Below are 22,506 nucleotides of genomic sequence, written 5' to 3'. Positions count from 1 at the left end.
TGTGGTATCAACCCGCCACGCAGTCGTACACGTACGATTTATCTCCCTTACGGCTTACCCACACGCCTTCCGGCGGTCGATCGCCGAAGCCTGCGTTGTCGAACGGTCTGCTCCAGATCTCGGACTCTGCTGCATCACACACCACCCAGCCGTAGCCGGGGAGCCGTCGGCAGAAGATGTCCGCATCGATTCTTCGGTACGACTGGAATCCATGGGAGTCTCTGTCTCGAACGAACTGGTAGGTCAATCCGTCATGTCGTCGGATGAACTTCATCAGCTTGTCGCGCAACGGTTTCCAGCTCGGATCGGTATTGCGCCCACCACGCTGCGTCGCCGTCGGCCATGTTCTCGTTGCCGAGGCGCAGTCCAACGGAATTGTCGATCAATTCGCGCAGTATGTCTGCGTGCCCGGCATGTCGATTCGTTTCGATACACATGTGCACCAGTACGCGATGCAACGTGACCTCTTGCTTCTCCACCGGCCAGTGCAGGACGCGTCCGACTGAGTCCAGGTCGAGTGAATCGATGGTCTCGTCGGCATGCGTCCAGGCCTCGCGGTACAAGGCGACTATGGATTCGGATGACTCATCGGCAGTGGCCCACATGTCGGAATTCAGCCGGGCCATGGCCGATGCCTCCAGTTCCGCGAAACGAGCTGGAAACTCCCGTCCGAAAGTGGTTCCGAAGTAACCATATTCGACGATCGCCAGGTGCTTGATCATGCCCAACAGATTGGTGCCGGTGGGGGTCATCGGCCGACGCTTCTGGTACTCGGTCAGGCCGTCGAGTTTCCACAGCATGTTCTTGCGTGCGATGCGCAGATACTGGTGCAGATCGTCTTTCATCGGTTTCAGCTCATCGATGCGTGCCATACGAGGGCGGCGGCCAGTGCGCCGAGTCCGTTGAGCGACCAGTGCAGGGCAATGGGTGCGATGAGACTTCCGCTGCGGCTGCGTAGCCAGGTGAAGACCACGCCGGCCGCGGCCGTGGCAATGACGGCCAGCCCGATTCCGACGATCTGTCCGAACAGCCCACCGCCGAGGAACCCACTGAGTCCGACATTGCCTGCCGTCAGGCCGAGGGAGGACGCGATGTGCCACAGCCCGAACAGCAGTGACCCTGCCGCGAACACGCCCCGTGCACCGTAGATGCGGCCCAGCGTTCCGTGCAGAACCCCGCGGAACGCGAGCTCCTCCGGGATCACGGTCTGCAGTGGAATGACGATCATCGACGCGATCACAGCGGCCGAGACGGTCGCGTACCGATCGGCCATGAAGAACGGGCGGGTCAGTGGCAGCAGCGCGCCGATCGCGACAACCGCGAGGACGATTCCGACGGCTCCCAGCGCGTACAGCGAACCCGTCTTCCACTGTTTCGGTGACAGGCCCAATTCGGCCCAGCCCAGGCCACGGCGCTTCGAGAGAACGACCAACAGAACTGCGGCGATAGGAACCGTCGCGATACTGGCCCACGCCGTGGTGAAGTGCGCGATGAGGTTGGTGCCGACGAGTACGAGAACGACGATGGCGACGTCGAAGTAAGCGCGGACGGCACGTCGGGGTGCCACGCTCCCGGCCGGATCAACAGCAAGCATTGGATCGAGTGTACCGGCGTCAGCTGATAACACCCGGAGAATCGAGGCTCCTGTCGAGGCCCTTTCGGTCGTAGAGAAGGGTGAACGCCAGGCCGAACACGAGCCCGATGAGCAGGCCGAGAGACGTCATACCCACCGAATGCAGCAGGCCGGCGTCGGGCGAGGCGTTGAAATACAGGATCGATCGGGTACCGAGGAAGATTTGATGCATCGGCTCGAATTGCGCCAGCCACGTGAAGATCGGCGGGCTCGCCTCGAGGGGAATCGTGCCGCCCGACGACGGCAGTGCCAGGATGATGAAGACAATGAGATTGATCAGCAACCCCGCTGTGCCGAATGCAGACATCACCGCCAGCGCCGTGAAGCCGACGGCGGTGATCGCGAACGCGCCGTACATCCACAGGGTCCATGCATGGGTTATGGGCATGCCGAGCAGATGGCTGATCAGTAGGTACAGGCCGGACACGAGCATGGCGAGTACGAACATCACGAGCCACTTGACCAGGAGGGTCTGGAACCGGCTGATCTGGGTGGGTCCGCGGTGAATGTACTTCGGGCCGATCTCGGTGGGGGTGAACCCCAGTAGGCCGTCGACGAGGGTGCTGACGATGGTCGCACCGGTGAATCCCGCCAAGACGAGCAGTAGCGCGTAGTAGAACGCAGACAGGCCACCGCCGGTACCGTCGGGCAGTGGATCGTGCTGGGCAACAATCACATTGATCGGCTGCGCCAACGTCAGTGCGCTTGCGCCCGCCAGCGGAGTGTCGCCGAGTTGCCGGCGAACTTGATCGGTGATCTGTTCGCCCACGGTCTGATTCACCGATTCGAATGCCGGAGTGGCCACTCCGGTCACGAGCGACATCCCGAAGCTGCCCGCCCGCGGATTGGTGTACACCGTGATGACCGGCTTCTCGACATCACCGGGAATCACACTCGCCTGCGCCAGGATTCCCATTCTCTTGGTGAAATCACTGGGGATGACGATGGAGCCGTAGACCTCGGCCGTGGACAGCAGCGACTCGGCCTGCGCCGGGCCGACCTCGCGGAAAGCGACCTTCTCGGAGTCGACGTTCTGGATCAATCCGTCGACGATGTCGTTGCCGATATTGCGTTGCTCGCCCGCCAGGGTGTCGCCCTCGTCCTGGTTGACGATCGCGATGGGCAGGTCGTGCAAGTTGCCCCGCGGATCGAGAACGCCGCCCAGATACAGGGCCGCGAGGAACGACATCAACGCCGAGACGACGAGGATCGGAGCGAGCCAGAAGCGCGGCGAACGAAGGACGTCGGCCATCGACCGAGGAGTTCTGTCGGAGGTCACCGGATCAGTGTCGCAAGATCTTGCTAACGGGTGGGGGTGTAGCGCACTTTCTGCTCCACTCGACACCCCGATCAACGGGATTCCGCTGACGGAAGCGAGGAGTGGAGCAGAAAGTGAGACTGATTAGGCGGTTGCCCGACGCGGCAGCTTCCAGTCCGGACGCACCCAGTGGCAGGTGTATCCCTCGGGGTACTTCTGCAGGTAGTCCTGGTGCTCGGGCTCGGCCTCCCAGAAGTCTCCTGCCGGGGTTACCTCGGTGACGACCTTGCCCGGCCACAGCCCCGACGCGTCGACGTCGGCGATCGTGTCCTCGGCGACGCGCTTCTGCTCGTCGTTGAGGTAGAAGATCGCGGACCGGTAGCTGGCACCGATGTCGTTGCCCTGGCGGTTCTTCGTGCTGGGGTCGTGAATCTGGAAGAAGAACTCCAGCAGATCCCGGTACGTCGTCTGGGTGGGGTCGTACACGACCTCGAGGCCCTCGGCATGGTTGCCGTGGTTGCGGTACGTGGCGTTGGGAACCTCACCGCCGGTGTATCCGACGCGGGTGGAGACCACTCCCGGAAGCTTGCGGACGAGCTCCTCGGCTCCCCAGAAGCACCCTCCGGCGAGGATGGCGGTTTCGGTGGCTGCAGACATCGTTACTCCTTTTGCTCTATCGATCGTTACATGGGTTCCAACGAACGAGCGGCCGTCATAATTCCGAGTCGTGGGGGCGTTCGCCGACCTCGAGAACCAGTTTGCCGGTGTTGGCTCCGTCGAACAACAGGTTCAGTGTCGATCCGAAGGCGGCGACGCCGCCGATCTCTATCTGCTCGCGTGCGGTCATCTTGCCGCTGCTGAGCAGTTCGGACAGGGCATCGATACCTTCCTGGTACCTATCGAGGTAGTCGAAGATGATGAACCCGGTCATCGACGCACGATTGATGAGCAGGGACAGGTAGTGCGCCGGGCCGGGCTGCGGATCCGTCGCGTTGTAGCCGGAGATGGCTCCGCACAACACCACTCGCGCGCCCTTGCGTAGACGCGACAGGGCCGCGTCCAGAATCTCGCCGCCGACGTTGTCGAAGTACACGTCGATGCCCTTCGGAGCAGCGGCCTTCAGGCCCTTGTAGACCGACTCGTTCTTGTAGTCGATCGCCGCGTCGAAGCCCAGTTCTTCGGTGAGCCACGCGCACTTCTCGGGTCCACCGGCAATGCCGATCACTTTGGCTCCCTTGGCTTTCGCGATCTGACCCGCGATGCTGCCCACGGCACCGGCGGCTCCTGAGATCACCACGGTGTCGCCCTCGGTGAGCTTGCCGACGTCCATCAGGCCGAAGTACGCCGTCAGCCCGGGGAAGCCGAGCGCTCCGAGCCACGTGGGTGCCGGTGCGATGGATTCGTCGACCTTCTGCACCCCCGTGCCGTCCGACAGTGCATGCTCGGTGACGCCGAACGAGCCCGAAACGATCTCTCCGACAGCATAATCAGGATTCCTCGACTCCAGCACCCGTCCCACGGCGTGGGCCCGCATCACCTCGCCGATCCCGACGGGCGGCACGTACGAGCGCGCGTCGTTGAGCCAGCCGCGCATCGCCGGGTCGAGAGAGACGTAGTCGACGGTGACGACGAACTCGCCGTCGCCCGGGGTGGGAATCGGCTCCTCGGTGAGATTCCACGTCGAGTCGTCGGGACGTCCCACCGGGCGCTGAGCCAGTCGGATCTGACGGTTCACAGTTGTCATCTACCGTTCCTTCCACGTCGAAGACAGTTCTCTTCGACACTAGGGCAGAATGACGTCACGATGACCAACGCGCCGAACACCACCCGCCTCGCCCCCCGACTCGTTGCCAGCGACGTCGACGGCACCTTGCTCGACCAGCATGAACGCGTCACCGACCGCACCAAGCGTGCCGTCTCGGCCGTGGTGGCCGACGGCGTCCCCTTCGTGCTGTCCACCGGCAGGCCACCGCGGTGGATCCACCCCGTCGTCGACCAGTTGGGATACGCACCGATGTCGGTGTGCGCCAACGGTGCGGTGATCTACGACGCGGCCACCGATCGCGTGCTCAGCGCCGAGACGTTGTCGGTCGAGACGCTGCAGTGGTTGGCCGACGTCGCCTACCGCGCGTTGCCCGGCTGCGGTCTGGCCGCCGAGCGAGTGGGGCAGACCGCACACGACTCGGCCACACCGCAGTTCGTCAGTTCGCCCGGCTACGAGCATGCGTGGCTCAACCCCGACAACGTCGAGATGACCGAGGACGACGTCGTCGACGTCCCCGCGGTGAAGCTGCTGATCCGGCTCTCGGGATCCACCAGCGGCCACATGGCCGACATTCTCTCGCCGCTGATCTCCGGTCGCGCCGACATGACGTTCTCCACCGACAACGGACTCATCGAGCTGTCGGCCCCGGGGGTCACCAAGGCGTCGGGACTGGCCAAGGTGGCCGAGACGCTGTCGGTCGACGTATCGGACATCGTCGCCTTCGGTGACATGCCGAACGACGTGCCGATGCTGTCGATGGTCGGACTCGGCGTTGCGATGGGCAACGCGCATCCCGCTGCCGTCGCGGCCGCCAACGAAGTGACCGTCACCAACGCGGAAGACGGAGTGGCGCAGGTTCTCGAACGCTGGTGGTGACGCGCTGATCCGCCCGCCCACACTCCCCAGCGAGCGCGAAAGGGCCGAGTCACCTTCCGTGACTCGGCCCTGTCGTGGGAATGTCAGCCCGCGGGTGCAGGCTCCGGCACGGGTGCCGGCTCCACCGGTGCTGCGACGGGGTTCTGCATTTCCGCGTTGTAGGTGTCGTTGTACGTCTTGATCACCGTGGTGACGATTCCGGTGAGCTCGTTGAAGATCAACGAACCGTTCTCGAAGTCCGTCCGGAAGCCCTCCGGCACCGTGAACTCGTCGGTGATGGGTAGGCCGAGGACGCCGTCGACGCCACCCTGCTGCAGGTACTGCTGGAATATCTTGCCGATGACGGCCACAGCCTGACCTGCCATGTTGGTGATGATCTCGCCGTTCTGGAACTGCGCCTTCTCACGGCCGCCGCTCACCTGAACCAGGCCGCTGACCGGTACGCCCAGAGCGCCGGTTTCGCCGCCCGAGGACAACCACTTCTGAGCAACCGGGCTGGTCGACGCCAGACGCTGCAACTCGGCGACCAGCGCCGGGATGTTGTCGCCCAGAGTGGAACTGGCGTCGGTGCCCGGGCGTGACGGAGCCGGGTCGGTCACCGCGGTGTCGGGAGCGGTACCGGTCGTATCGGGTGACGCCGGTGTGGCATCGCCGCCGCCGCCGAGATTGGCTGCCGCGATGTCGCGGATCTCGCCGAGCCGGGCGTACCCGGCGTCACCGGGGCATTCGGTGTTGCCGACGTCGCGGTGCCCGAAGATCACCGGCAGGTCGACGGTCTTGCCCTTGCCGACGAACGTGAAATCCGTTCCCTCGGAAGTCATCGTCGTGGTTCCCTTCGGATCCAGACCGGCCTTGCCGAGTCGCCAGCCGAGGAACTTGCCGACCGAGTCGATGGTCTCCTGCGAGGGATCCTCGGTGGAGTAGTCGCCCATCATGGCGACACCCACGGTGTTCTCGTTGAACCCGCCCGCATGGGCACCCTGAACCGGCTTGTCCAGGCCACCGGCGCGGCCCTCGAAGATCTGACCGTACTTGTCGACGAGGGCGTTGTAGCCGATGTCGCACCAGCCGAGCGTCTGCGCGTGGTACGCGTAGATGGCGCGGACGATTTCGGCCGATTCGGACTTGGAGTAATCGTTGCTGCCCGCGGTGTGGTGCACGGTGGCACCGCCGATGAAGTCGTCGATTGTCGGTGTGGCACAACGGATCGACTCGTCGGCACCCCACTGGGCGCGGGTGATGACGTTGGGGCCTGCATCGCCTGCCACCGGAGTGGCGAGGTCACTGAGTGCGGAGTCGGCCGGGGACGTGCCGGGAGTGATGAGCACGGCGCTGATGTCGTTCACTGCCGAGGCCAACTGGTCTGCCGATACCTCCGGTGTGGCTTCGGGCTGAGCAGGCTCGATCGGTACCGCGGGGTCCACGGGAGCCGGATCCTGCTGGCGCAGTAGCTTGCTCGACGACGCCGGGGTGTAGCCGAGGGGCTGTTCCGCGGCGGCGGGAGCGGGAGCCTCTGCAACAGGAGCATCGGCCGGCGCGTCAGCAGCGGGCAGTTCGACGACAGGAACCTCGGGAACAGGCGCACTCGCAAAGCTTTCGGGAGCGGCACTGCTCGTCAGAGGCGTCAGCAGTACCTGCACGGCCTTGGTCAGTCCGACGAAGATCGGTTCGGTACCTTGCTTTCCCGCAGCGGGAACGGAGTCGTCGGCAGTGCTGTCCACCGGCGCGGTCTGCAGCCACGGACCCCAAGATCCGTCCTCGAGCTGCCGGCGAACCTGTGCAGACGCACCGTTCAGCTGCTCGGAGGTCAACGCCACCATGCTGAACGGGGTGTCCTGCGAGATTTCCTTCACTGCCGCTCCGAGTGGCGGGCCGGTGGGATCGGCAGCTTCAGGGTTGATCGGTGCCGATGCGTCCACCCTCGGAACCGGTGCCTGCGCTGTCGCATTCCCCGGCGCGGGCGTGGTCAGGCCCGGAATGTCGGGGATCTGGATCGGCGGGATGACGATGGAATCCGGCAGCGGCAGGTACTTTAGATCGGAAAGCCGCAGATCGGGCAGCGGCAGGCCGGTGAGCTCCTGCAGCGGAATCACGATGTCCGGTGCTGCACTGAGTGCGGTCTCGACGATCGTGGTCGGCACGGTGACCGGGGTTGTCTCGTTGGCCGGTCGAACACCGGTTGTCGTGCTGTCGGTGAGGCCGGCGACCGCAAAAGGGGTCGCGACGGCGAGTAGTGCGACAGCACCGAGAACGATCGACGGCTTCGTTCGACGGTTCGGCAAGGCGGTACTCCCTGGTTGTTGGTAGGTACGCGTCGTAGGATCTCGATTGCTGAACAACATGAATCACATCACCAACATGAGTCCCATCAGACACAAGGCTAAACCTTAGCTTGACAGTTAGCCACAGCCGGGAAGTTCCAGTGGCGCGGCGCGTCGGGCATTTCACACGGGTCATTCCGCAGGCTCCACTCCGGCCCACCTACGCTTTCCAGCTGTGACTGTGCACTTCATCGGAGCCGGACCCGGCGCTGCGGACCTACTCACGCTGCGGGCTGTCGAGTTTCTACGATCCAGCCCGGTCTGCGTCTACGCCGGTACCTACATCGACGACGCGATCCTCGAACACTGCTCGGCCGGTACCCGCCTGGTCGACACTGCGAAGCTGGACCTCGACGCCATCACCGCCGAACTCGTCGCTGCTCACGAGCGCGGCGAGGACGTGGCCCGCCTGTGCTCGGGCGATCCCTCCCTCTACTCCGCGTTGGCCGAGCAGTCCGCCCGACTCGACTCCGCAGGCGTGCCCTGGGACGTCACCCCCGGCGTGCCGGCCTACGCCGCTGCTGCCGCGTCACTGGGCGTCGAGCTGACGGTCCCCGAGGTGACGCAATCGGTGGTGCTCACCCGCGCGCAGGCTCGCTCGACGGCGATGCCCGACACCGAGGCGCTGAAGAACTTCGCCGCCACCCGCGCGACGCTCGCGTTGCACCTGGCGATCACCCGCACCCGACTCATCGCCGACGAGCTGACCGAGTTCTACGGTCCGGATTGCCCCGTGGTTGTCGTCTTCCACGCCAGTAAGCCGGACGAGCTGATCCTGCGCGGCACCCTGGCCGATATCGCCGATCAGGTCGAGGACGCGGGGCTGCGTCAGGCTGCAGTCATCCTGGTGGGACCCGCCCTCGCTCGACGCGTCGTCGCCGAATCGCATCTGTACGACGCCTGTCGGGACCGCACGTGAAGGTCCATCTGATCGGCATCGGCGGCGGACATCCGGATCAGGTGACCGTCCAGGCGATCGAGAAACTGCGGGCCGTGGACGTGTTCATCGTGGCCGACAAGGGCGCGTCCGTCGGCGATCTCGGCGCAGCCAGGCAGGCGATCCTCGAGCGCCACCACGGCGGCAGCTACCGGGTGATCGAGGTACCCGACCCCCCACGCGACCGCTCGCCCCGGCAGTACGAGACTGCGGTCCTCGACTGGCACGATGCTCGCGCCCGGGCCTACGCCGATGTGCTCGACGGTCTCGGGGAGGGCACCGTCGTCGGGTTCCTCGTCTGGGGCGACCCGGCGCTCTACGACAGCACGATCCGCGTCGTCGAGCGGTTGGCCGCACTGCGCGGCGACATCGAGTTCGATGTCACACCGGGCATCTCCAGTGTGTCGATGCTGGCGGCGAGTCACCGGCTCGTGCTCAATCGCATCGGCGGACCGATCGTCATCACCACCGGCCGCAACCTGGCGGGCGACGTCGCTGCCGGGCTGGACAACCTGGTGGTCATGCTCGACGGCAACCTGGCCTGCAGCGCGCTGACCGGCGCGGGGTGGGGCATTCATTGGGGAGCGAACCTCGGCACGGTCGACGAGAAGCTGGTGGCGGGTCCCCTCGACGACGTGCTCGCCGATATCCGCCGCGCCCGCGACGAGGTCAAGGCGACGCACGGCTGGGTGATGGATACCTACCTGCTCCGACGCCCGACCGAATGACACCGGGCCCGCAGACCGACGCCTGGTGGGGTAGAGCGGTCACGATCGTCGGATACCCTGGTTGCCCGTGACTGCTGTGAGCTCCGAGACCACCTCTTCCGACGCCTCCGCGACCGGCCGATACGACTTGATCGTCGTCGGATCCGGGTTCTTCGGACTGACCGTGGCCGAACGGGCGGCGTCCCAGCTGGGCAAGCGTGTTCTGGTGCTGGATCGTCGGCATCACCTGGGTGGCAACGCGTACTCCGAGGCCGAGCCCGAGACGGGTATCGAAATCCACAAGTACGGCGCGCATCTGTTCCACACCTCGAACAAGCGGGTCTGGGAGTACGTCAACCAGTTCACCGACTTCACGAGCTACCAGCACCGCGTCTTCGCTCTGCACAAGGGCCAGTCGTATCAGTTCCCGATGGGCCTCGGCCTGATCTCGCAGTTCTTCGGCAAGTACTTCTCGCCGGCCGAGGCGCGGGCTCTCATCGAAGAGCAGTCCAATGAGTTCGACTCCAAGGACGCGCAGAACTTCGAGGAGAAGGCGATCTCGTTGATCGGCCGTCCGCTGTACGAGGCGTTCATCAAGGACTACACCGCCAAGCAGTGGCAGACCGATCCGAAGAACCTGCCCGCGGGCAACATCACCCGGTTGCCGGTGCGCTACACGTTCGACAACCGCTACTTCAACGACACCTACGAGGGGCTGCCGGTCGACGGCTACACGTCGTGGCTCGAGAAGATGGCCGCCGACGAGAAGATCGAGGTCCGGTTGAACACGGACTGGTTCGACGTCAAGGCCGAGCTCGTGGCCGAGAGCCCGAACGCCCCGATCGTGTACACCGGCCCGTTGGACCGCTACTTCGACTACTCCGAGGGCGAATTGGGCTGGCGCACAATCGACTTCGAGACCGAGGTGCTGCCGACCGGTGACTTCCAGGGCACACCGGTGATGAACTACAACGATGGCGACGTGCCGTTCATTCGAATTCACGAGTTCCGTCACTTCCACCCCGAGCGCGATTACCCGACCGACAAGACGGTCATCATGCGCGAGTTCTCCCGCTTCGCGAAGAGCGGCGACGAGCCGTATTACCCGATCAACACTCCCGACGATCGGAGCAAGCTCGAGGCATACCGCGACCGAGCCAAGGCCGAAGCAGCCTCCAGCGGCGTGGTCTTCGGTGGTCGCCTCGGCACCTACCAGTACCTGGACATGCACATGGCAATCGCCAGCGCACTGAACATGTACGAGAACACTCTGGCCCCGCACTTCGAGACCGGCGCACCCCTGGCAGGCGACAAGTGACCGCCAAGCATCTTCTCGCCGACGGTGTGGCCGACGTCGCGCCGGTTCTCGGTAAATCGCTGCTGCAGCGAGTGCTGCTGCCGCGATCGGGTGAGCCGCTCGACGTGCGCACGCTGTACCTCGAAGAGGCGCTCACCAATGCCAAACGCGCTCACTCGCTGTCGCGGACCTCGGTCACGATCGGTGCCGAGTCCGAGGTGTCGTTCTGTACCTACTTCAATGCGTTCCCGGCGAGCTACTGGCGGCGCTACAGCATTCTGAAGTCCGTGGTGCTGCGCGTGGAGGTCTCCGGCCACTGCCGAATCGACGTCTACCGGTCCAAGGCCGACAGCTCGCGCATCCACGTCGAGGGCCGTGAAGCTGTGGACGGCGACGCGGCGCAAGAGTTTCTGATCGACCTCGGTCCGTTCGAGGACGGCGGCTGGATCTGGTTCGACATCACCTCCGATTCCGAGGTGGTTCTCGAGAGCGCGGGCTGGTACGCGCCGATCGAGGCTCCCGGTGAAGCGACCGTCGCTGTCGGCATTCCCACGTTCAACCGCCCGACCGATGCCGTCAAAGCCCTTGTGGCCCTTGGCTCGGATCCGTTGGTGCTGGATGTGATCCAGGCCGTCATCATGCCGGATCAGGGCACCCGCAAGGCCAAGGACGAGCCCGGGTTCGACGAGGCCGCAGCGGCCCTCGGTGGGAGACTCGCCATCCATGACCAAGCCAACCTCGGCGGGTCCGGCGGCTACAGCCGAATCATGTACGAGGCGCTGAACAACACTGCATGCCAACACATTCTGTTCATGGACGACGACATCGAGATCGAACCCGACTCGATTCTGCGGGCGCTCGCGATGTCGCGTTTCGCCAAGGTGCCCACGCTCGTCGGCGGCCAAATGCTGAACCTGCAGGCGCGCAGTCACCTGCACGTCATGGGTGAAGTGATCGACCGCAGCAACTTCATGTGGACCGGCGCGCAGAACGTCGAATATGACCACGACTTCTCCGAGGACCCGCTGCGCACCAGCAAGCTGCTGCACCGCCGCATCGACGTCGATTACAACGGCTGGTGGATGTGCATGATTCCGCGCGTTGTCGCCGAGGAACTCGGGCAGCCGCTGCCCCTGTTCATCAAGTGGGACGACGCCGAATACGGCTTGCGCGCACGCGATGCCGGCTACCCGACGGTGACCCTGCCGGGTGCGGCGATCTGGCACATGGCGTGGAGCGACAAGGACGACGCCATCGACTGGCAGGCGTACTTCCACCTACGCAACCGGCTCGTGGTCGCGTCACTGCACATGCCCGGCGACGGCAAAGGCCTGGTGCTCGACACCATCAAGGCCACGATCAAGCACCTGCTGTGCCTCGAGTACTCGACGGTCGCCATCCAGAACCTCGCGATCCGCGACTTCCTGGCCGGTCCCGAGCACATCCTCGAGATCCTGCCTACAGCACTGCCGACTGTGCACGCACTGCGTAAGGAATTCCCGGACGCCGTCGTCGTCGGCAGTTCCACGGAGTTGCCGCTCGCATCCGGAGAGGAAGTCGGAGCCGTCGGCCTGCCGACCAACCCGATCTCCAAGGTCCGTCGTCTGGCAAAGGGCTTGCTGCACAACGTCAAGCCTGCGCACGAGCAGCACCACGAGCGTCCGCAGCTCAACGTTCCGACTCTCGACGCGCGCTGGTTCCTGCTCTCCCAGGTCGACGGAGTCACCGTCACCACCGCCGACGGCCGGGGCGTCGTCTACCGCAAGCGCGACCGTGCGCAGGCCGCGGCGTTGCTCAAGGAAGCGCTGTCGTTGCGCAAGCAGTTGGCAGCCGAATTCCCCGCACTCAAAGCCCGATACCGTGATGCCGTGCCGCACCTGACCAGTAAGGAAACGTGGGAACGTGTCTTTCGTTACCAGGCGTAAGGGCCAGACCGAGGTGCCGACCGAAGTCCGAATCCTCGAGAAGGTGCAGAGCACTGTCGGCAGTGCGCCCGGCGCGATCGCCGTCGCGCGTGGCATGTCGCATTTCGGCGAACACGCGCTCGGCTGGGTCGCGATCGCAGGCATCGGTGCTGCTTTGGACAAGCCGCGCCGACGTCAGTGGGCCGGAGTGGCCGTCGGCGCCGTCGGCTCGCACGCCGCGTCGATCGTCATCAAGCGGATCGTGCGACGACCGCGTCCGAACGATCCGGCCGTCCGCATCAACGTCTCGACGCCCAGCAAGCTGAGCTTTCCGTCCTCGCATGCGACATCGACCACAGCAGCCGCGGTTCTCCTCGGCCGGGTGACCGGGCTACCGTTACCGGCGGTCCTCGTCCCACCCATGCTGCTCTCGCGCTTGGTGCTCGGAGTCCATTACCCCACCGATGTGCTGGCCGGATCTGCACTCGGCGCGTTGACGGCTGCGGCCGTCGTGAAGTTCGAAGGAGACAAATGAGCGAGGATGCCGCACCCGTAGGCGCACCGCCGAAGAATCTGGCGGACGGCATCGTCAAGGCGCTTCGTCCGCGTCAGTGGGTCAAGAACGTCCTGGTACTGGCGGCGCCGCTGGCGGCCGGCTCGGTCACCGATCGCGACGTGCTGCTTTCCGTCGCGCTCGCGTTCGTCGTGTTCTGCTTCGCCGCGTCCGGCGTCTACCTCGTCAACGACGCCATGGACGTCGAGGCCGACCGCGCGCACCCCACCAAGCGATTCCGGCCGATCGCTGCCGGCGTCCTTCCCGTCAAGCTCGCGTACGCGATGGCCGTCGTCGCCCTCGGTCTGGCCATCGGCCTCTCGTTCTTCGCGAACTGGAAGCTGGCGCTGGTCATCGGCGTCTACATCGTGATCCAGCTGGCGTATTGCTTCGGCCTCAAGCACCAGGCCGTGCTCGATATCTGCATCGTCTCTTCGGGATTCCTGCTGCGCGCCATCGCCGGTGGGGTCGCCGCGTCGATCCCGCTCTCGCAGTGGTTCCTGCTGATCATGGCGTTCGGTTCGCTGTTCATGGCGGCCGGTAAGCGGTACGCCGAGCTGCAGCTCGCCGAACGTACCGGGGCGAAGATCCGCAAATCGCTCGAGAACTACACCACCACTTACCTGCGATTCGTCTGGACGCTGTCGGCGACGGCCGTTGTCATCTGTTACGGCCTGTGGGCGTTCCAGGAGGATGCGGGCACGGGTGCCAACTGGTTCGCCATCTCGATGATTCCGTTTACCATCGCAATCCTGCGATACGCAGTGGATGTCGATGGCGGCGAGGCAGGCGAACCCGAAGAGATCGCGTTGGGAGACAGGGTTCTGCAGCTACTCGCCATAGCGTGGATCGGAGTGGTTGGTGTCGCTGTCTACCTCGCCTGACCAGCGAGATACGCGGGAGGAGGACTCCGCTCGGGGATCGATCACCAGGCCCGTCTTCTGGGTCGGGGCCGTGGTCACCGGTGCGTTGTTCCTCTGGGGTGCGTGGGAGCGCCGCTGGATCGCCGACGACGGCTTGATCGTGCTGCGCACCGTCCGCAACCTGCTGGCCGGCAACGGCCCGGTATTCAACGCAGGCGAGCGGGTCGAGACCAACACCAGCACCATCTGGACCTACCTCGTGTACGCGGGCAGTTGGCTGAGCGACGGACGCCTCGAGTACGTGGTTCTGACGATCGCTCTGGTGCTGTCCACTGCCGCCGTCGTCATCGCGATGATCGGCACGTTCGCGCTTCGTGGTCGCACCGCGAAGCGAACTCTGTTCCTCCCCGCAGGCGTCCTGGTCTACATCGCGGTTCCGCCCGCCCGCGACTTCGCCACGTCCGGGCTCGAGACCTGCTTGGTCATCTTCTGGCTGGCGACGCTGTGGTTGCTGATGGTTCGGTGGGGCCAGCGCCGCGGCGGTGGTATCGAACTGCTCTTGCTTGCTTTCTTCGCCGGTCTCGGCCCGCTGGTGCGTCCGGAACTGTCCATCGTGGCCGTGTTCGCGCTGGCGATGATCTTCCTGGCTCCGCAGAGCGGGCTGTCCAGGTTTCGGGTGTTCGCTGTCGCCGGAGCAGTTCCGGTGCTCTACCAGATCTGGCGTATGGGGTACTACGGCCTGCCGTACCCCAACACCGCGGTTTCGAAGGATGCAGGCGGAGCCAAGTGGTCTCAGGGGTTCGCGTACCTGTCCAACCTGGTGGGGCCGTACCTGCTGTGGTTGCCGCTCGTACTTCTCGTAGTCGGCGCGGCGCTGTCGGTGTCGCGAGTTCGGCTGTCGGTGCCACGGTCGCTCCGTGGTTGGCTCGCAGCGCTGAGGACGCCCACAGCCGTTGTCGTGTTCGCATTGATCAGTGGTTTCATCCTTGCCGTGTACGCCATTCGCGTCGGCGGAGATTTCATGCACGGGCGAACGTTGTTACCGGCATTGTTCACGCTGTTGTTGCCGATTTCGGTGTTGCCCGTTGCCCTACCGAAACGTTGGTCTGCCGACCGGGCGACGGCGATATTCGTCGCCGATGTTCTCGTGTGGGTCGGCATCGTCGCCTGGGCCGTCGCGGCCGCGAATACGACGGGGATGCCGCAGGGCTCGATCGTCGGCCGAAGCGGCATCGTCGACGAACGTGCCTTCTACTCGCTCAACACCGGGCACGCCCATCCGATTCTGGCCTCGGACTATCTCGACTACCCGCGGATGCGCGCGATGGTCGAGGCGATCGAGGACACCCCGGACGGCGGCCTGCTGCTGCCGTCGGCGCAGTTCACCTACTGGGACGTCGTTCCACCACCACTGCCCATCCCCGAGGGTGGTTTCGGTCACACCGTGTACTTCCTCAACCTCGGAATGACCAGCATGAACGTCGGCCTCGACGTGCGGGTCATCGACCAGATGGGACTGGCGTACCCGCTGGCGTCGCACACCGAGCGGCTCGAGAACGGCCGGATCGGGCACGACAAGAACCTGTATCCGGATTGGGTGGTGGCCGACCTCGGACTCGTCGCGATCCACCCGTACCTCCCCTGGTACATGGACGAGGACTGGGTCACCGAAGCTCAGGTGGCGCTGACCTGCCCCGATACCGAGGAATTGATGGCGTCGTATCGAGCGCCGTTGACGAAACAATTGTTCGTCCGGAATCTCGAACGCTCGTTCTTCTATGCCGGATATCGATTCGATCGGGTGCCGAAGTACGAAATACAGAGATGTGATCTTCCGGCTCCGATATTGAAAGCCGATAATTAGATGCCAGGACACGAAAGAGTCACCGGGTTGCGCCGAATAGATCTCGACGCCAAGATGAGCTATCTCAATCGTGTAACGGAGGTCGTCCTTCGCGCGATATGTGCGAAGGATGTGTATGCGAACGACCTGTACGGCCGATCGACAGACATGATGAACTTGCGAGAACAAGCGTTGATTGCGTAACCGATGTGACGATGAAGCAGCTGAGAGGTCAAGTGCATGCTGGGTAGATGGAAGAGCCGGTCCGAGGACAAGCGAGCGGGGTCATGGGGACGTCGCGCCGCCACGTCCATGCTGATGGCGGTGGTCCTGCCACTGGGATTGGCAGTAGCGGGCGGTGGCGCAACTGCCAACGCGGCCTTCGACGTCAATGCTCAGGACTTCTGGACGGACTCCAGCATGGGGCCCATCAAGAGCCGTATCTGGCGGGCTCAGGACGGTAACACCGACCGCGTCGTCTACCTCCTCGACGGGCTGCGGGCCACCACCGACATCTCCGGCTGGGAGCACGAGACCGATGCGGGCGCAGTTCTGGCTGCCGCGAACATCAACGTCGTCGAGCCGGTCGGCGGCCAGTCGAGTTTCTACTCCGATTGGTACGCACCCTCGAACTTCAACGGCCAGACCACCACGTACAAGTGGGAAACCTTCCTGACGCAGAACCTGCGCCAGAACCTGCAGGCGAGACTCGGGTTCAACCCCAATCGCAACGGTGTCATCGGTATCTCCATGGGCGGCTCGGCTGCTCTGACTCTGGCCGCGTACCACCCGGACCAGTTCAGCTACGCGGGCTCGCTGTCCGGCTACCTGAACATCTCGGCTCCCGGCATGCGCGAGGCAATGCGTTTGGCGCTGCTGGACTCCGGCCGCTACAACATCGACGCCATGTGGGGACCGCCGTGGGATCCGGCATGGCTGCGCAACGACCCGTTCGTCTTCGCGCCTCGCCTGCGTGACAACGGAACGCGCGTGTGGGTCTTCGCAGGCAGTGGCCTGCCCGGCGGACTCGATCGCCCGCAGAGCTTCATCGACTACTACAACACCGCCAACGGCATGGGCCTCGAAGCAATCGCGCTGGCGAACAGCCGTGCCTTCCAGTTGCGCATGGCGAGCATCGGTGCCAACAACGTGACCTACGCGTTCCCGGGCGTGGGGACGCACCAGTGGGGCTACTGGGGCGAGCAGATTCGCGTCATGACTCCGGACCTCAGCGCCAACATCGGGTAGCTGACCCGGTCACGTCCTGTATCGGTCGTTTCGCCCGTTTTTCGGCCCTTAGTGACAACTCACGACTTTTCAGGGCTGTTCAGCGGGGACGACGCAGGATAGTCTCCTGTTTCGGGGAAACGGCGAGTGAAACTGCGACGCTGATCACAGTTTTGCCTTGGAACCGCTCGATGGAATAACCTCCATCGAGCGGTTCTCCTGTTCTCAGCAGAACCTCAGCTTCTCGAGGCTCCGGTCTTGTCAGCATCCACAGCTTCACCTCGGCCTCGCGGGGCCACCAGTTCGCCCTGTTCGATTGCCGGAGGCCGCTACGACAGCGGAGACCGCGTAGATGAGAGAGAGAGCACCACTTCATGCGATTTGCCGGCCTCAGCAGCACACCGAAGGCCTCATCACGCTGGCGTCAGCGCCTGCTCGGCGTCGGCGCAGCAGTGCTCGTGCTGCCCATCGCAGCCGGTGTCGTCGGTGGGGCCGTCGCTGTCGCGGCACCCGCGTCCGTCGTACACCAGACTCCGGCCGGTGGCCGCGAGGACCTGATCGTTCCGTCCGAGATGGGCCCCATCAAGGTCCAGGTCCAGTGGGCGGCCCGCGGTGGAAATGCTGCTCTCTACTTGCTCGACGGCCTGCGCGCCCGCGACGACCGCAACGCGTGGACGTTCGAGACCAACGCGCAGGACCAGTTCGCCAACGACGACGTGACCCTCGTCATGCCTGTCGGCGGTCAGTCCAGCTTCTACAGCGACTGGTACACCTCGTCGAACTTCAACGGCCAGGAAGTCACCTACAAGTGGGAGACGTTCCTTACGCAGGAGCTCCCGGCGTTCCTCGAGAACTACGGTGTCTCGCGCAGCAACAACGGTGTCCTCGGACTGTCCATGGGTGGTTCCGCGGCTCTGACGCTCGCGGCGTACCACCGTGATCAGTTCAAGTTCGCCGGCTCGCTCTCGGGCTACCTGAACATCTCCGCACCCGGTATGCGCGAGGCCATCCGCGTTGCGATGCTCGACGCAGGCCGCTTCAACGTCGACTCCATGTGGGGACCGCCGTGGAACCCGGCGTGGTTGCGTAACGACCCGTTCGTTTTCGCGCCGCGTCTGCAAGGACTGTCGCTGTACATCTCGGCAGCCAGTGGCCTGCCCGGACAGTTCGATCGCCCGGCTGCGCCGATCGATTTCTACAACACCGCCAACGGCATGGCCCTCGAGGCGCTCTCGCTCGCCAACACTCGTGCATTCCAGATCCGCATGGGCACGCTGGGCATCCCGGCCACCTACAGCTTCCCGGCCAACGGCATTCACGCCTGGCCGTACTGGGGAGCCGAGCTGTGGAAGGCACGCACCCAGATCCTGGACGCACTCAACGCCTGATCTCGACGGGTAGTCGATGCTCCGAAGATGCCGCCCTGCGTTTGCGCGCCGGGCGGCATTTTCTGGTTTCGGCGGGATCGAATCCAGCACCTCTGTTCACAATTGCACCATCCGTCACAGCGCGTCTGCTGTCCGTCGCCATCCGGCACGTGTAGAAAGACATACGAAGCATGTCTCCTCACGAGACCTTCGAGAGTTCACGTCGAAAGAGAGTCACCATCATGCGCACTGGGCTTGTTCGGTTCGGTCGAATCCCATCGGCCGGCACACGGGCCGGGCGAGCGGCAGCAGCACTGGCCGTCGCATCCTCGCTGATGATTCCTTTCGCGACGTCGACGGTGGCGGCAGCAGCTCCGATTGCTCAGGCGGCCCCGATCGCTCACGCCGGACCCGCCTACACCCAGACCTCCGGTGCCACGGTGACGTCCGTGGACTGGCTTTCCGATCGCCGCGTCGCGCTGTGGATCCAGTCGCCCTCGATGGGCACGCCCATCCAGGTTCAGCTGCTGCTCGCCCGTGACTGGAACATCAACCCGCAGGCGACGTTCCCGCAGGTCTACATGCTCGACGGCCTGCGCGCGACCGATACCGAGAACGGCTGGACGGCCGAGACCGACGCGGAGTCGTACTTCGCCGACAAGAACGTCAACGTGGTCCTCCCCATCGGTGGCCAGTCCAGCTTCTATTCCGACTGGGTCGATCAGGACAACGGCAAGAACTACCAGTGGGAGACGTTCCTGACCAAGGAGCTCCCGCCGATCCTGGCCAAGGACTGGCGCAGCACCGACACCCGCGGCGTCGTGGGACTGTCGATGGGTGGCACCTCGGCGATGTTCCTCGCAGCGCGCAACCCCGGCTTCTTCAAGTTCGCCGGCTCACTCTCGGGCATCCTGACCACCACCTCGCTCGGAATGCCACAGGCCATTCAGTACGCGATGACCGACGCCGGCGGCTACAACTCCAGCGCCATGTGGGGAGCGCCGTCCAATTCTCTGTGGGCGCAACATGATCCGTACCTGCTCGCCGACAAGCTGAAGGGCGTCAGCCTCTACATCTCCAGTGGCAACGGCTCCACCGGACCGTACGATCAGCCGTCGCCCATCCCAGGTGTGAGCACCAACTACGCCGGCATGGGCCTCGAGATCCTGTCGCGGTTGACCTCGCAGACCTTCGCCACCAAGCTCAATCAGCTCGGTATCCCGGCTCAGGTCAACTACCGGCCGTCGGGCACGCACTCGTGGCCGTACTGGCAGTTCGAGCTGCACCAGCTGTGGCCGCAGCTCGCCACCGCGCTCGGTGTCGAGGTGGACAAGCCCGCATGCAGTGCTGCCGGACTGATCGGCAACGCCAGCGGTGCCAACTCGTGGCTCGGCCCGTGCCTGACCGAGGAATACAACGTCGCAGGTGGACGAGCTCAGGACTTCACGTTCGGCCGAGTCTTCTTCACCCCTGACACCGGCGCGCAGGTGGTTGCCGGAGCGATCGGTGGCATCTACCAGGGCAACAAGGGCCCCGAGGGTGCGCTCGGGTTCCCGAAGACCGGCGAGATCGGTACCCCCGACGGTCGTGGACGGTTCAACGCCTTCCAGAACGGCATGGTCTACTTCACGCCGCAGACCGGCGCTCACGTGGTCAAGGGAGCTGTGCTCGACGAGTGGGCAGCCCAGGGCTACGAGGGTGGGCCCCTGGGCTACCCGGTGCTCGACGAGGTCGTGACTCCGAACAAGCCCGGCTCGGTTCAGGGATTCGAGATCGGTGCGATCTACACCTCGCCCGATGCAGGAGTGCACTCGGTGCAGGGCATGATTCTCGGCAAGTACGGTGAATTGGGTTGGGAGAGCGGACCTCTCGGGTTCCCCAAGTCCAACGAGATCGGCCCGATCCGAGACGGCGGACGGTTCAACCAGTTCGAGACCGGCAACATCTACTGGAGCCCGGTCAGCGGAGCCTGGTCCACCCCGTACGGCCCGATCTTCGACGCCTGGGGATCGGTGGGCTACGAGGGCGGCCGCCTCGGCTACCCCACCAGCGATCAGTTCGACATCGACGGTGGCGGCAAGCAGCAGAACTTCCAGTTCGGCATCATCACTGTCAAGGACGGCGTGGCGACGATCGCGCCGTGACCGTCAGTGTGCTTGGGAGTCGTCCACGGCTTCAGAGTTCTCTCAGAGCGTGGCTGTACGCTCGCCTGCGACCCGACGACCGAAGGATTTTCGATCGATGACGCGTAACTCTCTGGCCAGAACTCTGTCCCTCGGTGTACTCGCCGTGGCAGCGAGCTCGATGCTGGTGGCGTGTGGAAGCGACGACTCGACGGCCACCGGGGCCCCGACGAGCACCACCACCACGGCAGCCGCGACGACAACCGAGACGAGTTCGACGACGTCGGCGGCGGAGAGCACCACTGTCGCCCCGACGACGAGCCCGGGTGAGGCGGCCACCGCGCCGCCGGAGCAGCCGCAGCCCGTCCCGGACGACTTCCCAGGGCCCACGGAGAGTCAGATCGACAACCGCGGTCAGAGCTTTCTGGACGAGTTGAAGAAGCAGGGCATCACGCCGGCCGGAAACGGCGACATCGCGGTGTCGACGGCCAATTACATCTGTGCCGCACAGGCACAGGGCGTCACAGCGGAAGAGATCTCGACCTTCGTCACCGCGAACGTCGGCGTCGAAGCCAGTGCGGCCGGAACGCAGATGAACGAGACACAGGCTCAGCAAGCTGCCCAGACCTACATCGCCGCCGCGCAGGCGACGTATTGCAGGCCATAGATCCACGCTGATGGAGATGCACGCCGATGGCCAAGCGTAAGCGCAGAATTCTCCCGGTGATCGCCGTTGCGGTGATCGTCGGTTTGATCATCGTCGCCCTCTGGTACCTACTTGCCGGACGGTTGCCGAAGGGCCCGGATACTCCGGTGCCACCGCCGGGCCCGGAAGAGCCGACGTCACAGCCGGCGGACTGCCCCGATGTGCAGGTCATCGCCATTCCTGGCACCTGGGAGTCCTTGTCCACCGATGATCCGTACAACCCGACCGCCAACCCGCTGTCGCTGATGCTCAACGTCACGCGTCCGTTACAGGAGCAGTTCCCCGGATCGCGCGCCGATGTCTACACCGTGCCGTACGTGGCTCAGTTCTCGAATCCCATCGCTCTGCCGCCGGATGGTCAGCAGTCCTACAACAACAGCCGCACCGAGGGTAAAGCTGTGGCCGTACAGAAGATGACCGATGTGAGCGCACGGTGCCCGCTCACCAACTTCGTGCTCGCGGGCTTCTCCCAGGGTGCGGTCATCTCCGGCGATATCGCGTCCGACATCGGAGCGGGCAACGGACCCATCTCCGCCGATCGGGTTCTCGGCGTCACCCTCATCGCCGACGGTCGACGCGACGGAGTCTCGGGTACCGACATCCCCGGCCCGCTCGACGGCGTCGGTGCCGAGGTGGCACTCGGGGGACTCGACCTGCCCGGCATCACCATGACGGGGCGTCGGGACGGCGGGTTCGGTGCACTCGACGACCGGACCAACCAGATCTGCGCACCCGGGGACTTGATCTGTTCCTCGCCGTCGGATGGATTGTCGCTGCGCAACATTCCGCAGAGCATCCAGATTCTGATCGGCGCTGCAGGCAATCCCGTGCACGCGTCCTACAACAGCTTCGTCGTCGACGGCTCCGGCACGACGGCCACGCAGTGGACGGCGGCGTGGGCTGCCGGGCTGATCGAGAATGCCCCGACACCCGCTCATTCGTGAGTACGTGCCGTTATAACGGACACATCACAACGCGGCGTGTCGCGAACTATTGCCGCGCACAAACCTGAGCCCGGCGACCCCCAGCCGGTGTGATCCATGTCGGCGAGCGGCTAGAGTGACGCCTTGGACCTGCGCAGATCGGCTCCGGCCGGCTGCGTCCATAGCCCTATCGACCAGCTGCT

Annotated in this window: 19 protein-coding genes; 13 read left to right on the top strand and 6 right to left on the bottom strand. The window is 64.6% G+C overall.

All coding sequences use genetic code 11. The features are described from left to right. Positions 1-251: 251 nt before the first annotated feature. The 5 genes from QM797_RS01580 to QM797_RS01560 all read right to left on the bottom strand — a co-directional run bounded on the left by QM797_RS01580 (position 252) and on the right by QM797_RS01560 (position 4,635). Entirely contained in the window at positions 252-845 is a 594-nt protein-coding gene (locus QM797_RS01580; protein ID WP_283273380.1) for a DinB family protein, read from the bottom strand. A 5-nt stretch (positions 846-850) separates the two neighbouring features. After that, on the bottom strand, positions 851-1,594 hold the full coding sequence (locus QM797_RS01575; RefSeq protein WP_283273379.1) for a CPBP family intramembrane glutamic endopeptidase: 744 nt from the start codon (positions 1,592-1,594) through the stop codon (positions 851-853). A 19-nt stretch (positions 1,595-1,613) separates the two neighbouring features. Further along, positions 1,614-2,912, bottom strand: coding sequence for a YhgE/Pip domain-containing protein (locus tag QM797_RS01570; RefSeq protein WP_502942246.1), 1,299 nt, complete (start codon positions 2,910-2,912; stop codon positions 1,614-1,616). A gap of 123 nt (positions 2,913-3,035) precedes the next feature. After that, positions 3,036-3,548 carry a peptide-methionine (S)-S-oxide reductase MsrA gene (msrA, locus tag QM797_RS01565; RefSeq protein ID WP_283273378.1) on the bottom strand — a complete coding sequence of 171 codons (513 nt, stop codon included), beginning with the start codon at positions 3,546-3,548 and terminating at the stop codon, positions 3,036-3,038. A gap of 55 nt (positions 3,549-3,603) precedes the next feature. After that, positions 3,604-4,635, bottom strand: a complete 1,032-nt coding sequence (locus tag QM797_RS01560; protein WP_283273377.1) for an NADP-dependent oxidoreductase — start codon at positions 4,633-4,635, stop codon at positions 3,604-3,606. A gap of 60 nt (positions 4,636-4,695) precedes the next feature. Here QM797_RS01560 and QM797_RS01555 point away from each other — a divergent pair, with 60 nt between their 5' ends. After that, positions 4,696-5,532, top strand: coding sequence for an HAD family hydrolase (locus tag QM797_RS01555; protein WP_283273376.1), 837 nt, complete (start codon positions 4,696-4,698; stop codon positions 5,530-5,532). An 83-nt stretch (positions 5,533-5,615) separates the two neighbouring features. Here QM797_RS01555 and QM797_RS01550 read toward each other — a convergent pair whose 3' ends face one another. Further along, on the bottom strand, positions 5,616-7,814 hold the full coding sequence (locus QM797_RS01550; RefSeq protein WP_283273375.1) for an N-acetylmuramoyl-L-alanine amidase: 2,199 nt from the start codon (positions 7,812-7,814) through the stop codon (positions 5,616-5,618). Between the two features lie 214 nt (positions 7,815-8,028). Here QM797_RS01550 and cobM point away from each other — a divergent pair, with 214 nt between their 5' ends. From cobM to QM797_RS01490, 12 genes are all read left to right on the top strand, one after another. Next, positions 8,029-8,772 carry a precorrin-4 C(11)-methyltransferase gene (gene cobM, locus QM797_RS01545; RefSeq protein ID WP_283273374.1) on the top strand — a complete coding sequence of 248 codons (744 nt, stop codon included), beginning with the start codon at positions 8,029-8,031 and terminating at the stop codon, positions 8,770-8,772. Then, positions 8,769-9,518, top strand: coding sequence for a precorrin-6A synthase (deacetylating) (gene cobF, locus QM797_RS01540; RefSeq protein WP_283273373.1), 750 nt, complete (start codon positions 8,769-8,771; stop codon positions 9,516-9,518). Before cobM ends, cobF begins: the two co-directional genes overlap by 4 nt. A 67-nt stretch (positions 9,519-9,585) precedes the next feature. Then, positions 9,586-10,815 (top strand): UDP-galactopyranose mutase, encoded by a 1,230-nt coding sequence (glf, locus tag QM797_RS01535; protein WP_283273372.1) that lies wholly within the window; start codon positions 9,586-9,588, stop codon positions 10,813-10,815. Next, positions 10,812-12,719: a glycosyltransferase gene (locus QM797_RS01530; RefSeq protein WP_283273371.1), complete on the top strand. Its 1,908-nt coding sequence runs from the start codon at positions 10,812-10,814 to the stop codon at positions 12,717-12,719. The genes glf and QM797_RS01530 overlap by 4 nt, the downstream gene beginning before the upstream one ends. After that, positions 12,697-13,233: a phosphatase PAP2 family protein gene (locus QM797_RS01525; protein WP_283273370.1), complete on the top strand. Its 537-nt coding sequence runs from the start codon at positions 12,697-12,699 to the stop codon at positions 13,231-13,233. Before QM797_RS01530 ends, QM797_RS01525 begins: the two co-directional genes overlap by 23 nt. Further along, positions 13,230-14,135 (top strand): decaprenyl-phosphate phosphoribosyltransferase, encoded by a 906-nt coding sequence (locus QM797_RS01520; protein ID WP_283273369.1) that lies wholly within the window; start codon positions 13,230-13,232, stop codon positions 14,133-14,135. The genes QM797_RS01525 and QM797_RS01520 overlap by 4 nt, the downstream gene beginning before the upstream one ends. Further along, positions 14,113-15,978 carry an arabinofuranosyltransferase AftB family protein gene (locus QM797_RS01515; protein WP_283273368.1) on the top strand — a complete coding sequence of 622 codons (1,866 nt, stop codon included), beginning with the start codon at positions 14,113-14,115 and terminating at the stop codon, positions 15,976-15,978. The genes QM797_RS01520 and QM797_RS01515 overlap by 23 nt, the downstream gene beginning before the upstream one ends. A gap of 219 nt (positions 15,979-16,197) precedes the next feature. Then, complete coding sequence (locus QM797_RS01510) at positions 16,198-17,205, top strand: alpha/beta hydrolase (RefSeq protein WP_283273367.1); 1,008 nt, start codon at positions 16,198-16,200, stop codon at positions 17,203-17,205. A 353-nt stretch (positions 17,206-17,558) separates the two neighbouring features. Further along, positions 17,559-18,572 (top strand): alpha/beta hydrolase, encoded by a 1,014-nt coding sequence (locus tag QM797_RS01505; RefSeq protein WP_283273366.1) that lies wholly within the window; start codon positions 17,559-17,561, stop codon positions 18,570-18,572. 221 nt (positions 18,573-18,793) lie between these two features. Further along, positions 18,794-20,695, top strand: a complete 1,902-nt coding sequence (locus tag QM797_RS01500) for an alpha/beta hydrolase-fold protein (RefSeq protein ID WP_502942244.1) — start codon at positions 18,794-18,796, stop codon at positions 20,693-20,695. Positions 20,696-20,792: 97 nt separating this feature from the next. Next, the gene (locus QM797_RS01495) at positions 20,793-21,341 is read left to right on the top strand and encodes a DUF732 domain-containing protein (protein ID WP_283273365.1); all 549 of its coding nucleotides are present in this window, start codon (positions 20,793-20,795) and stop codon (positions 21,339-21,341) included. A 26-nt stretch (positions 21,342-21,367) separates the two neighbouring features. Continuing rightward, entirely contained in the window at positions 21,368-22,324 is a 957-nt protein-coding gene (locus tag QM797_RS01490) for a cutinase family protein (protein WP_283273364.1), read from the top strand. Positions 22,325-22,506 lie beyond the last annotated feature (182 nt).

Origin of the sequence: Rhodococcus sp. IEGM 1381 (assembly GCF_030056795.1) — a bacterium.
In the GTDB taxonomy this organism is placed as follows: domain Bacteria; phylum Actinomycetota; class Actinomycetes; order Mycobacteriales; family Mycobacteriaceae; genus Rhodococcoides.
This window is presented reverse-complemented; position numbering and strand designations above follow the sequence as displayed.